Source organism: Oceanispirochaeta crateris (assembly GCF_008329965.1).
In the GTDB taxonomy this organism is placed as follows: Bacteria; Spirochaetota; Spirochaetia; order DSM-2461; family DSM-2461; genus Oceanispirochaeta; species Oceanispirochaeta crateris.
In genome coordinates this window covers 1,010,854-1,023,560 of sequence record NZ_CP036150.1, presented here as the reverse complement: position 1 = coordinate 1,023,560, position 12,707 = coordinate 1,010,854, and the positions used below count along the sequence as shown (strand labels likewise).

Here is a 12,707-nt window from a genome sequence, read left to right as displayed (position 1 = left end):
TAAACAACAATTATTTGCCGATTATAATATTCAAAACAGCTTGTGCGTGACCAGACTTTGAATACAAATATGTGAACTACAAACTGATTATAGCCAAAATTGCCACCATTTCTTATTTTCTTTACGCTCTTTCATTAACCTTTCATCTTCTTTAATTTCTTTAATAGTCATGTCAATTTTATCGAGAAAAGATTTCCAATCCTTTGTATAGAGGCGTTCCTCATTAAGATCGAGATCATATAGATAGACAGAATCGTCGCAGTACTTAATAGAATATAGTTCTTCCCCACCATCTGAACCAATATAAAATTTTTCTTCCAAATGCTTTTGATCTACATTTAGTTCAAGCAATGTTTCGAGTTTATTTAGTAACATAAATTCTTCAGCAAAAGACCCTCTTTCAAAAGGATAATTTAAAATAGTATCTTTATAAAACTTAGGTAATTTCATTTTTAAATTGTTCTCAATTTTTAATATATCTGATTTATTCAATTTATTTCTCCTTCTAGTTCATATGTATTTGTGTAGATAATGATATTTTATTCATACCATTATTTATAACGGTCTAAAAAATTAATACAGAAAAGCAGCAACATTATATAACGGTCTAAAAAATTAATACAGAAAAGCAGCAACATTAAGTTCACTCCAAAACCGATATTTTAGAATAGGAGAGAACATGACCAGTCAAAAAAGAAGAAAACACGATAGTGCTGAAAAAGTTAAAATTGCTCTTGAGGCGATTAAAGAGGATTTGTCAATAAATGAAATTGCCAGCAAATACAAATTGCATCCAGGTCAAGTGAGACAGTGGAAAAAAGAGTTTCTGGATAATGCTGAATCGGCCTTCAAGAATGATAAGGATGAAAAGAAACATCTTATAGATTTAGAGACAGAAAAAAATGATCTGGAAAATCTAATTGGACAACAAACCATTGAGATCAATTTCTTAAAAAAAAACTTGAAGCGTTTGAACAAAGAATGAAAATACCCTTGGTATCAAAAAATGAAAAACTCTCCTTGGTCAAACAATGCGAACTATTATCTATTCCACGATCCTGCTTCTATTATACTCCCAGAGGCCGATCAGAACTCGATTTGGTCATTATGAGACTCATAGATGAAATATATCTTGAGAACCCCACAATGGGCAGCAGACGAATGAGTAAAGAAATAACAAAGACTCATAAAATCAAAGTTGGTCGTCTGAAAATACGAAGATTGATGAGAGAAATGTGCATAAGTGCCATTTATCCAAAGAAAAATCTCTCAAAGAAAAACCCTGAACACAAAATATACCCCTATTTACTGCGGAACCTTTCTATTGATAGAGTGAATCATGTCTGGTCAACAGATATCACTTACTTGAGGCTTGAAGATGGTTTTGTATATCTGACCGCTGTTATCGACTGGTATAGCCGCAAGGTTTTATCTTGGAAATTGTCAAATACAATGGAGGTCGAATTTTGCAAGTCTGTAGTAAAAGAGGCTATTGAAAAATACGGGGCTCCTGAAATATTTAATACGGATCAGGGTAGCCAGTATACAAGTGAAGAATTTACAGATCTACTAAAAAATAATAACATAAAAATCAGCATGGACGGGAAAGGCCGAGCTCTTGATAATATTTTTGTCGAAAGATTATGGCGTACTGTTAAACAAGAGGAGGTCTATTTAAGAGATTACCGAGGGATAAAGGATGCAAGAAAATCTTTGAAAAAGTACTTTGAATATTATAATACAAAACGCAGGCATCAATCGTTGGATGATGAATATCCAGAGGATGTATATTATGGTAGAATTCAATCAAAGATGGCTTCATAACCGAATAAAGTGAACTTAATTTTAAGAATTCTTGTTTAAGAAATCAGACCACTATATTAAGTTCACTCCAAAACCGATATTTTAGAATAGGAGAGAACATGACCAGTCAAAAAAGAAGAAAACACGATAGTGCTGAAAAAGTTAAAATTGCTCTTGAGGCGATTAAAGAGGATTTGTCAATAAATGAAATTGCCAGCAAATACAAATTGCATCCAGGTCAAGTGAGACAGTGGAAAAAAGAGTTTCTGGATAATGCTGAATCGGCCTTCAAGAATGATAAGGATGAAAAGAAACATCTTACAGATTTAGAGACAGAAAAAAATGATCTGGAAAATCTAATTGGACAACAAACCATTGAGATCAATTTCTTAAAAAAAACTTGAAGCGTTTGAACAAAGAATGAAAATACCCTTGGTATCAAAAAATGAAAAACTCTCCTTGGTCAAACAATGCGAACTATTATCTATTCCACGATCCTGCTTCTATTATACTCCCAGAGGCCGATCAGAACTCGATTTGGTCATTATGAGACTCATAGATGAAATATATCTTGAGAACCCCACAATGGGCAGCAGACGAATGAGTAAAGAAATAACAAAGACTCATAAAATCAAAGTTGGTCGTCTGAAAATACGAAGATTGATGAGAGAAATGTGCATAAGTGCCATTTATCCAAAGAAAAATCTCTCAAAGAAAAACCCTGAACACAAAATATACCCCTATTTACTGCGGAACCTTTCTATTGATAGAGTGAATCATGTCTGGTCAACAGATATCACTTACTTGAGGCTTGAAGATGGTTTTGTATATCTGACCGCTGTTATCGACTGGTATAGCCGCAAGGTTTTATCTTGGAAATTGTCAAATACAATGGAGGTCGAATTTTGCAAGTCTGTAGTAAAAGAGGCTATTGAAAAATACGGGGCTCCTGAAATATTTAATACGGATCAGGGTAGCCAGTATACAAGTGAAGAATTTACAGATCTACTAAAAAATAATAACATAAAAATCAGCATGGACGGGAAAGGCCGAGCTCTTGATAATATTTTTGTCGAAAGATTATGGCGTACTGTTAAACAAGAGGAGGTCTATTTAAGAGATTACCGAGGGATAAAGGATGCAAGAAAATCTTTGAAAAAGTACTTTGAATATTATAATACAAAACGCAGGCATCAATCGTTGGATGATGAATATCCAGAGGATGTATATTATGGTAGAATTCAATCAAAGATGGCTTCATAACCGAATAAAGTGAACTTAATTTTAAGAATTCTTGTTTAAGAAATCAGACCACTATAATTGTCTCAGACTTAACTGTAGGTTTATCTACTCCTTTTCATTGTCAGACAAAATTTATTACATACCTCTCAAATATTTTGGAAAAAGTAACAAATAGTGCTACAGAAATCAATGCAAACTTAATAATTTTATCTAGATTTATATTATAGAAAACAATGGAAAATATAATAAATGATATCTCACTTAACACTTTTTCCATTGTATCAAAATTCAATTCCTTAAAAAACATAATATAAAACACAAAATAAACAATCATATTAGATATTATCGATCTGTTCCTATTAATGAAAATACTAAATAATTTAAAAACTAAAGCTAAAAGAAGCATATTTTCAATATTATTTTCGATTGTTATATTTATTGAATATAATCGTTGTAGTATGACTATTGTGACAAGAAGAATTGAAAATATATTAAGAATGTAAGGAACTATATTTCTATTAGATTTTTTAATTGATTTGCATACTTTTTTGTATATTTTATTATTTTTCTGATTTTCTATGCAAAATGAACTTACATATGAAGTAAGATAATTAACAAATAGGATTTTCAAAGATTCTTTATTATCTACATATTTAATTCTAAGAGTAATTACAATATTGTCATTAATAATGTTTAACATGTGATAATTACTAAATTTATTGATATATACGGAACAGTTTTCTAAGTCTGATAAATATAGTTCATTGGGCCCAGATTTAATTATTATTGATGAATTGTTATCTATGGTTAACGAAGAATTATTCGTGGTCCATACTATTCTTTTATTTGTTAGCACAATTATTTCTTTTCTATTCTTAAAAAATGAGTCATCAATTAGTAAATGGATTACTTCATCTTCAAGTAATGAAAAATTCTCAATTCTAGCTTTAATTACTTCAGTATCAATATTGACTAAAAATCGATCATTTTTAAATGATGTAAGATAACTAAGCATTTCCATCCTCACAAATTTCTATATAATAATTTTTTTTATTTTTTCAAGTATTTCCTGTTTGGTGCAGCTCCCCACACTATATCAGCAAATATCTTCAACCGCATTTACTTTTTTATAATAATGAACAACCAGAGCACTCTCTGTTCTACCATAGACAGTAATAGTATTTATAGGGTTTTTTCTTAATCCCGGCCTGATATAGGAACTCATTTCCCAAAGTTTTGATATTCCCCTACTCTTTTTTCATCCCCTGAGAGAGGTTGTACTGAACGTTCTTTAAACCCTGCCTGGGTCATAAATTCATTATATAAAGGACTACCGGTACGACTTGGAGCAAATATGACATGCCTCAGGAGAACGTAGTTTAAAAGGATAAACAAAAACATCCTGGGGATGGTGTACTCGGTACAATCATGTGCGTAGGGAATATTATATGAAGCCTCAATCGAACTGACATCAAACCAGCCAATCGCATAGATGGTCACTCTAATGGATCTAAGGATATGACCCTGTCCACCATTAGTGATATCAATTATGATATAAAGTATCACTGGAATACACAAAGTCCGCCAAAGGGCATCTTTTTATCCATACAGAACCTCATCTAAAATTAGTATGGATTTATCAATCAAGTTAATCCTCCACTTATCAATAGCATAAAATGAGGATCAACAAAAATGAGCACTAAGTTTTCTATATTGGGCCATTAAAGGGTGAATATTCATAAAAGATTGGTTCAGTTCCCAAACAATTACTTTACCCTTATAAATAAAAAACCGGCCGATCATCCGTGCCATCCTAAAGATGTAAAGCAGCATCCCGCGTTACACCTTGTTTTGACAGCAGCAATGACTGCACCGGTTCTTAAATAAAAATCAAAACATAAAGTTTTGTTCTAAAAGTACTTATTTTGAGCCAAAAGTGGGAATTGAACCCACGACCTACGCTTTACGAGAGCGTTGCTCTACCCCTGAGCTATTTTGGCTGGCAAGTAGTTATTATACATAGGGACATAAGAATATCAAGTTTATTTCACAATTTTTTAAAGATGAAAAAGAACAGCCAAAAATTGACAGTTTCTGCTTTTAATTCGATAATGAATGTATAGGGGAGATAAGATGAGTTCCAGCAATAATAGAAAGTTTTTACGTGCAGATTTCCAGACACAGGGGTACATCCATTTAAGTGATAACAGACAGATACCCTTTGAATTAGTCAACATTTCCCTCAAGGGTATTCTTATTACAGTGAATGATAAGACCCTTCAGAAAGGCGAAGCCTATGATTTACGTATAAAACTGATGTCATCAGATATCGAAATCTCGACTATCTCCGTCCTCGTTCATGAAGAAGGAGAGCATAAGGGATTCTATTTCAGAGAGATCGACCTTGATAGCATGATTCACTTACGAAGACTTTTGGAATTGAATATCCCCAACGGCGGAGAAATAGAAAAAGAACTATCTTTTCTCAAAGACTATTCTTAAAGGGGAGAATCAGGTAAAGGGGAGAATCAGGATTCTTTTTTATCCTGATTACTCCTGCGAGATGAAACGAACCTTTTAAAATCATTAATATTTTTGACAATGATTCTGTTGTCGTAAACCTCTACTCTTCTTTGTGAACCAAAGTGGTCTAGAATTCGCCTGCAATCCTCGGGAGACATACCTGCCCAGTGAGCGATGTCGTCGATAGAAGTATGAAAGGTCCTCATGCCCTGATCTTCTTCATCCGGCGGGATATCCTCGCCTTCGGAAAGCATCAGAAAGACATCTGCCACACGGGCATGTACATCTTCTAAAGTGAGAATCTGAAATCTCCGTTTCTGATCATAAATTCTTTTAGAAAAGAGTTTGAGCAGTTTTAAGGCAATCTGGGGATTCCCCTGCATGAGAATCTGAAAGTTCTCTCTATTAAACTCAAGGAGTTTGGTTTCTTCTGTGGCAATGATGGTGGCACTTCTGGGAGCTTCTTCCAAGAGAGCCATCTCACCGAAGAACTCACCTGGTTGGAGGATATCGATGGTCTTCTCTATTGCACCGAAAATCTTAACAATTTTCACCTTTCCAGACTGGATCAGGTAAAATGAATCTCCCGGTTCATACTCACAAAAAATAACGGCACCGGCCTTGAATGTGACTGCAAAACGGTTGAATACTGATAGATCCAAAGCCATCATGAACCCCCTAATTGTTCTAGAATCAATGCGGCGTCCCTCTGCTCAGGACATCCATCCTCTAAAAGAGAGGAGCATTTATTCAAAAAGCTTCTGGCTTTTTCATGATCATTTTCAATGATATAAGACTTTCCGATATAGTAGAGAGCCTCACCCATGCGTGAATGAGCGGGATTCTGCTTCAGAATAGTTGTGAAGTGCTTGATCGCTTCGTTTCCCTTCTTCAGTTTGAAAATGCAGATTCCGGCCTCGAATTCAGCAAAAAGCTTATGTTCAGGATTTATCTGACTCACTTTAATGAAAATTTTCAAGGCACCGAGATAATTGCCGCTGTCCCGCAGGGCAACAGCTTTCTCAATTGTATATTCCGCCTTTGGTGGGGGATCGGAGGCAGGAGGCAGGGAATCATCCGAATCTTTCCTGCTTTCGGCGTACTCAATTTTCCGCCTGACTTCGTCGACAAATCTGCCCGCAGGGTAATAAATCAAATATCTATTAAAAGCATCGGCAGCCTGCAGATGTTTTTTATTATTAAAATAGTATTCACCCACCGAAAACAAACCCTTTTCAGCATCCACCTGTTCATCCACTGACATAAGACTACGAACCTGTTTATGAATGCGTCTCAACTGATTTGAAAAAACTTTCAGCATCTTTAGAATGATACGGCTATTGCTGGATAGAAGCTGTTCAAAATCATCAACAGAAAACTGAATGACCGTTGAGTCGACCATAACAACGGCCGTTTCATCGTGGGGATACCTACCGAATGCGGCTTTTACGCCAAAAAACTCCCCGGTTTGAACAAAGTCATGCATCTCCTGACCTGTTTGAATATCCAGATAATTTAGAGAAACCTGTCCTTTTTGAAGAATATAGACATTTTCTCCCTTATCACCCTTGAAGTAAACAATAGAGTTAGCTTTAAAAGATATGGCTTTTGGGGGCATTCCGGCTCCTGGATCAAACTTGTTTAGATGTTAATTCTTTGGACTCCCTAGTGTCAATCATTATTATAGGCAATATTAAAAGGACTCACAATAATAAATAACAGTGAAAAGCCGTATTCTCATCACTTGCATTTAGGGATTAAACTTTTTATTCTGTTTTTTATGATTGATCTCCATACACATTCAACCGCTTCAGACGGCACATGCTCCCCCATAGAACTTCTCAAACAGGCTTCTGAAGTCGGCTTGAAGGCTCTGGCTCTGACAGACCATGACACTCTAGACGGGCTAGAAGAGGCGCAGGGTGCAGCAGATCTTCTTGGAATACAGTTTATTCCGGGTATAGAACTCGAAATAGAACATTATCCTGGAGAATTTCATCTATTGGGACTTTCTCTGACAAATTGGAAGGATTCTTCACTTTCTTTATTTTTAAAAGAAGTTAGAGATCATAGAAATGACAGAAACAGCAAAATGCTGGAACTTTTCGAAGAAGACGGAATTCATATAAGCGAAGAAGAACTCAAAAGTGCGGCGGGAGGCAGAATCATAGCCCGCCCCCATTTTGCAAAGATCCTGGTGGAGCGCAAAATCGCCAAAAACGTAAAACAGGCCTTTGACCGTTACCTGGGGGTCGAAAAGAAGTTTTATCTGCCCAAAAAAGTCATGACCCTGGAACAGGGTCTCCAGCTGATTCATGAAGCGGGAGGATACGCCGTCATAGCCCACCCTCTCTCCTTATACCTTTCCTGGGGAAAGCTTCCTCTTAGATTAACACAGTGGAAAGAGATGGGATTGGACGGACTGGAGGCCTGGCATTCTGGAGCAAAGGAGCATCAGGCTCAACGCTTTGAAAAATTAGCTTTAGAAAATGATCTTTTTGTCACAGGTGGAAGCGATTATCATGGTGCCAATAGAAAGGATAGAACACTGGGAAAAGGCGGAGGGAATAAGCCGATTCCCGATGAATTCCTGGAAGCCTTCAAATGAAACAGCTGTTCCTTGTGCTCCTGGTCATGAATTCTTATGTTGTATTCGGACAATATCCTCTAATCAGTGAGACATCAAATTTTCGTGACAGATTATTCAAACAACAGCAGATAGAAACAGAATCATGGTATTACAATGAAGCCCAGGGAATGGCTCTCCCACCCCTGTCTATCTATAGGTATAAACCCAAGAAAGGGGATACGTTGATTATGCTTTCTGCCGCCTTTAATCTTCCCCTGGATACTCTGGCCACAATTAATGGATTCGAAAATATAGGCGATTTCTCAGAAGACAAAGAGATCCTTGTCCCCTCCGCTCCGGGGCTGTATATATATAAGGATTCCAGGTCCTCATGGATGGAGAATCTTCGTGGGTCCTTGAAAGATCAAACAGCTCTGACCATTATTCTTAACCTAAATAATGAAAAACATGAGGTGGACTACTATCAGGGCATGACCCTGTCATCTCAGCAAAGAACACGTTTTGTACTCCCCCTCTTTCTATCTCCCCTAAAAGAACGGATCATTACCTCTGCCTACGGCTATCGAAACCACCCCGTCACCGGAGTTTGGGGTCTGCATAAAGGAACAGATTACAGAGCCTCGGTGGGGAGTCCCGTTTTTTCATGTGCGGATGGTTTCGTATTATCTACTGGAGAATTGGAAGATTATGGAAAATTTATTATACTACAACATAAGAACGGTTATACTAGTATGTATAGCCATCTGAGTAAAATTCTGGTAGAAAGAAATCAGAGAATCCTGGAAGGGGTTAAAATTGCGGAAACTGGTAACACTGGATTATCAACTGGTCCCCATCTGCATTTTGAAATCCGTCAATACAATAAGACAGTTGATCCGGAAAATTTACTTCTAAAGGGTCAGGAATAAGAGACACTATGAAAAATGTACTTCTTTTACTTGTGTTCACAGCACTTTCATTCTCCTTGTTTGCAGAGAATATTCGCGGTCCTGTATCCGGAACTCTTTCCCTCAATGGAGAGCGAAAAATTATCACAAGGGTAGAAAACCTCTGTGCCATTGATTTACAGAACATATCTCCCCTCATCCAGGGAGTGAAACTGACGGTTCCCATGGATAAAGATATGGAATTGTATAAGAACAGCTTTGCCCTGTATCTCTATAAAAATCTGGATAGTGAGTTTTCCGAAGATAAGACGAATTACAAAGGAACCCAGGCTTTTATGCATTTTCTTCCCTTTTCCGATTCATTAAATATTCTTATCCCCTTGAGCAATAATCATACGATGTCCCCCGATAGATCCTCTTATCTCCTATCAGATACGGATAATTCAGGGGATTTTCCAATGATTCTGACCATTTTACCCATAACCAAAGGGATTCCCGATTCTATTTACAACAAAGATATTGTTGTGGAAATCAGTCCTGTTTTTTTTAATAAGGGATCCCTGGATCTGAACATCCTCAATGATCAGGGAGAAGAAATAGAAGAGGAAATTACCATCAGCATAGATAACAAGATCTACGATTGGCCGGGAGGCCCCTACATCCTGGGAACGGGCCTTCATAATCTTGATATTAGAACAGAAGAGGGCAATGAAGACTCCCTCACATTCAGCCTGAATCCGGGACAGACCACCATTATCGATCATGTCCTTCAATATCAGTTTCCCCTCTTGTCCATTGAAACGATGGAGGGTTTAACTGTCTATCTGGATGAACGCAAACTATCCGCTTCAGAGCTTAAAAAATCCCTGGAAATTAAACCGGGGGGACACAGTATCCGCTTTGAACTGGGCGATTTTAAAATAAGCAGAGATTTCAGTGCGGAAATGCGTCAGAGGATCACCATCACCATGGTCCCCGAGATCCTGTTGGAGACCCGTTGATAAGATACAGCCCAAAAGTAGCGGTGATCTTGACAAAGTACTGAGTGCCACGTACTTTTAAGGCTATGATTTTTTCCGGAAAAAGAAAGCTTATTTTAATTGTACTTTTATCTCTGTTGGTTGTCATAACCGCTGGAGTCGGTGTTAGTGCCGGACTCGTTGTGGCTACAAATTTCAACATCATGAATATGGAGAATTTCGGAGAAGACAATCCTTCACTGCCCTCCCGTATTCTGGATATTAACGGAAATCTTATCACCGAGTTCTTTTCTGAAGAAAAACGTGAAATTGTATCTATAAAAGATTTACCCGAAAGTTTAATCTACGCCCTGATTACCAGAGAAGATGGTAATTTTTTTGAACATAACGGCTTTTCCCTCTATGGGACGATTAGAGCGGTTGTCAAAATTGTTACTGGTCAATATTTTTCCGGTGGTAGTACCCTCACCCAGCAGCTGGCCGGGCATCTGTATGCAGACAGAAGCGATATTTCTATTACCCGAAAGTTGAAAGAGCTCTGGTGGGCCTTCCAGTTAGAAAGACAGCTCACAAAATATGAAATAATGGAACTCTACATCAACAAGATGCCCTTTGGTCACAATACTTATGGAGTAGAGGCCGCTTCAAAATTCTATTTTGATCATTCTGCAGAATACAATACCGTAGCAGAGTCGGTTATGTTGGTCATTCAGCTCGTACGGCCTGGCCTGTACTCTCCTATTCGTTTTCCGGAAAAAGCTAAAGTTGTACAAACAGAAATTATCAATCAGATGGTCAGCCGGGGTTATTTAACCCAGGAAAATGCAGATTTGACCCTGGTGGATTATTGGACCAACAAATATGACTGGTCCAGAGACAATAAAACCACCGCTTTTTTTGCCCGGGAAGATAAGGCACCCTGGTTTAGTGAATACATCAGGGCCCAGCTGGATGAAATGCTCTATGGTAAGCAGGATATTTACAGAGACGGCTATACAGTTCATACCACCTTGGATCTGGACTTTCAACAAAAAGCGGACGAACTCACCCAGAAGGGTCTGACACGATGGAATAAGGCCTATCAGGAAAATATCGGGAACCGGATGGACATTGTAGATGACGTTTACGTCCCTATCATCGATCTGTTGTCCCTGACTATGAACATTGAAGGGATTCGCATTGCCGGTTCTCAGGAAAAAAGAAGAGCCAAGGAAGACTTTCAAAACAATATAAATCCTACCATGGATATGCTTTCCATGATGTTCGGCATGGGTGAATTAAATTATCTGAGTCAATTCAGCTATGATGACAGCAGGATGAAGAATCAGCAGTCTACCGTACAGACGGCCATGATCACCCTGGATAACGAGACAGGCTATATTATGGCCATGGTCGGAGGGAGTGAATTCAACCGCTCCAACCAGTTCAATAGAGCCGTAGACGGAGAACTGATGCCCGGTTCCTCCTTTAAACCCCTTTACTATTCTGCGGCTATTTCATCTAGAAAATATACTCCGGCTACGAGAATCTATGACGGCCCCAAGGTGTTTTGGAATCCTGATGGTTCATCCTATACCCCGATGAACTATAGGGGAGAATGGATGGGAAGCGTTCTGTTAAGAGACGCCCTGGCCAATTCGATGAATGTTCCGGCAATCACGGTCCTGGAAGGGATTGGTTTTGAGTCGGCCATCAGCAGGGCAGCCCGTTTGCTGGGTTATACGGACCCTCAGGAAATCGGAAGACGGTTTCCCAGGTTGTACCCTCTGGGATTGGGTGTCATTACAACGAGTCCCCTTCGTATGGCCCGTGCCTACGCAACATTTCCAAATCAGGGAAGGGCCGTTGAACCCATTGCCATCCGCTATGTGGAAGACAGAAATGGGAATATCATTCTGAATCCGGAAAGAGACCTCAGAGATCAACAGAAAAAAGAAGACCTTCAGATCATGTCAGCAGAAGAAGCCTATATGATGGTAGACCTACTCCAGACTACCACAGAAAGTGGTACACTGAGCCACCTGCCCCGCTATGTGAAAGGTTTTGACCGATTACCCATAGGGGGCAAGACAGGTACGACTCAAAACTGGGCAGATGCCTGGACCGCCGGTTTCTCTCCCTACTACACCACTGTGATGTGGGCTGGGTTTGACCAGGGAGGCAGTACTCTCGGTGTAAACCAGACAGGAGCGACTGCAACGGGTTGGATCTGGGGTGAATATATGTCTTATATCAACAGCAAAGTGCCCATTAGAGATTTCACCAAACCCAGTTCCGGCCTTGTGGAAATGGAAGTCTGCGATCTTTCCGGTATGGTCCCTACTGATCTTTGTGAAGACACGCGCCATGAGATTTTCCTGGCTGGAACAGAGCCAAAGACATTCTGTCCAATCCATTCCTTTGAAGAAACAAGGGATGAGTCGTTGACCCAAAAGTACTTGAATGACTTCTCATCTGCTCTTATATCGGCTCCCGGACTGGAACTGCTTCAAGACCCCTATTCAGATAATTCATCTGCTTACGAAGAGATTGATGACAGCATGATAGACTTCTTACTGAACGATCCCTTTACTGACAATGATGATTCTGACAATGAGAACACCTACCTTCTGGATTAAGGTTCTTCATTGATCTAAATGTAATCCAAACACATATTATAAATAAAATAGCGGATTTTTCTGA

General features: G+C 38.5%; 12 protein-coding genes, 1 tRNA gene and 1 pseudogene. 9 read left to right on the top strand and 5 right to left on the bottom strand.

Annotated elements, in window-relative coordinates:
* Positions 1 to 87 precede the first annotated feature (87 nt).
* Positions 88 to 492, bottom strand: coding sequence for an SMI1/KNR4 family protein (locus EXM22_RS04650; protein ID WP_149485392.1), 405 nt, complete (start codon positions 490 to 492; stop codon positions 88 to 90).
* A 187-nt stretch (positions 493 to 679) separates the two neighbouring features.
* Between EXM22_RS04650 and EXM22_RS04645 the strand changes: the two genes are divergently transcribed.
* The 4 genes and pseudogenes from EXM22_RS04645 (at position 680) to EXM22_RS04630 (ending at position 3,066) form a co-directional block, all read left to right on the top strand.
* Entirely contained in the window at positions 680 to 985 is a 306-nt protein-coding gene (locus EXM22_RS04645) for a transposase (RefSeq protein WP_149485391.1), read from the top strand.
* Positions 982 to 1,797: pseudogene (locus tag EXM22_RS04640) on the top strand (IS3 family transposase); the annotation flags it as partial. The gene EXM22_RS04645 and the pseudogene EXM22_RS04640, both read left to right, overlap by 4 nt.
* A 125-nt stretch (positions 1,798 to 1,922) precedes the next feature.
* The gene (locus EXM22_RS04635; RefSeq protein WP_149485390.1) at positions 1,923 to 2,207 is read left to right on the top strand and encodes a transposase; all 285 of its coding nucleotides are present in this window, start codon (positions 1,923 to 1,925) and stop codon (positions 2,205 to 2,207) included.
* A 16-nt stretch (positions 2,208 to 2,223) separates the two neighbouring features.
* Positions 2,224 to 3,066 carry an IS3 family transposase gene (locus tag EXM22_RS04630; RefSeq protein ID WP_149485389.1) on the top strand — a complete coding sequence of 281 codons (843 nt, stop codon included), beginning with the start codon at positions 2,224 to 2,226 and terminating at the stop codon, positions 3,064 to 3,066.
* A 100-nt stretch (positions 3,067 to 3,166) separates the two neighbouring features.
* Here the strand turns inward: EXM22_RS04630 and EXM22_RS04625 are convergent, their stop codons facing one another.
* Positions 3,167 to 4,066: a hypothetical protein gene (locus tag EXM22_RS04625; RefSeq protein ID WP_149485388.1), complete on the bottom strand. Its 900-nt coding sequence runs from the start codon at positions 4,064 to 4,066 to the stop codon at positions 3,167 to 3,169.
* A gap of 907 nt (positions 4,067 to 4,973) precedes the next feature.
* Positions 4,974 to 5,045, bottom strand: a tRNA-Thr gene (locus tag EXM22_RS04620).
* Positions 5,046 to 5,178: 133 nt separating this feature from the next.
* Here EXM22_RS04620 and EXM22_RS04615 point away from each other — a divergent pair.
* On the top strand, positions 5,179 to 5,547 hold the full coding sequence (locus EXM22_RS04615) for a PilZ domain-containing protein (protein WP_168203342.1): 369 nt from the start codon (positions 5,179 to 5,181) through the stop codon (positions 5,545 to 5,547).
* 26 nt (positions 5,548 to 5,573) lie between these two features.
* On the opposite strand, the gene EXM22_RS04610 is transcribed toward EXM22_RS04615, so the two are convergent.
* Positions 5,574 to 6,236, bottom strand: a complete 663-nt coding sequence (locus tag EXM22_RS04610; protein ID WP_149487929.1) for a Crp/Fnr family transcriptional regulator — start codon at positions 6,234 to 6,236, stop codon at positions 5,574 to 5,576.
* Positions 6,236 to 7,186, bottom strand: coding sequence for a cyclic nucleotide-binding domain-containing protein (locus EXM22_RS04605; protein ID WP_149485386.1), 951 nt, complete (start codon positions 7,184 to 7,186; stop codon positions 6,236 to 6,238). The genes EXM22_RS04610 and EXM22_RS04605 overlap by 1 nt, the downstream gene beginning before the upstream one ends.
* Before the next feature lie 162 nt (positions 7,187 to 7,348).
* Here EXM22_RS04605 and EXM22_RS04600 point away from each other — a divergent pair, with 162 nt between their 5' ends.
* From EXM22_RS04600 to EXM22_RS04585, 4 genes are all read left to right on the top strand, one after another.
* Positions 7,349 to 8,176 (top strand): PHP domain-containing protein, encoded by an 828-nt coding sequence (locus EXM22_RS04600; RefSeq protein ID WP_149485385.1) that lies wholly within the window; start codon positions 7,349 to 7,351, stop codon positions 8,174 to 8,176.
* Positions 8,173 to 9,066, top strand: coding sequence for a M23 family metallopeptidase (locus EXM22_RS04595; protein WP_149485384.1), 894 nt, complete (start codon positions 8,173 to 8,175; stop codon positions 9,064 to 9,066). The genes EXM22_RS04600 and EXM22_RS04595 overlap by 4 nt, the downstream gene beginning before the upstream one ends.
* A gap of 8 nt (positions 9,067 to 9,074) precedes the next feature.
* Positions 9,075 to 10,046 carry a hypothetical protein gene (locus tag EXM22_RS04590; RefSeq protein ID WP_149485383.1) on the top strand — a complete coding sequence of 324 codons (972 nt, stop codon included), beginning with the start codon at positions 9,075 to 9,077 and terminating at the stop codon, positions 10,044 to 10,046.
* 65 nt (positions 10,047 to 10,111) lie between these two features.
* Positions 10,112 to 12,643 (top strand): penicillin-binding protein 1A, encoded by a 2,532-nt coding sequence (locus EXM22_RS04585; RefSeq protein ID WP_149485382.1) that lies wholly within the window; start codon positions 10,112 to 10,114, stop codon positions 12,641 to 12,643.
* Positions 12,644 to 12,707: the final 64 nt, after the last annotated feature.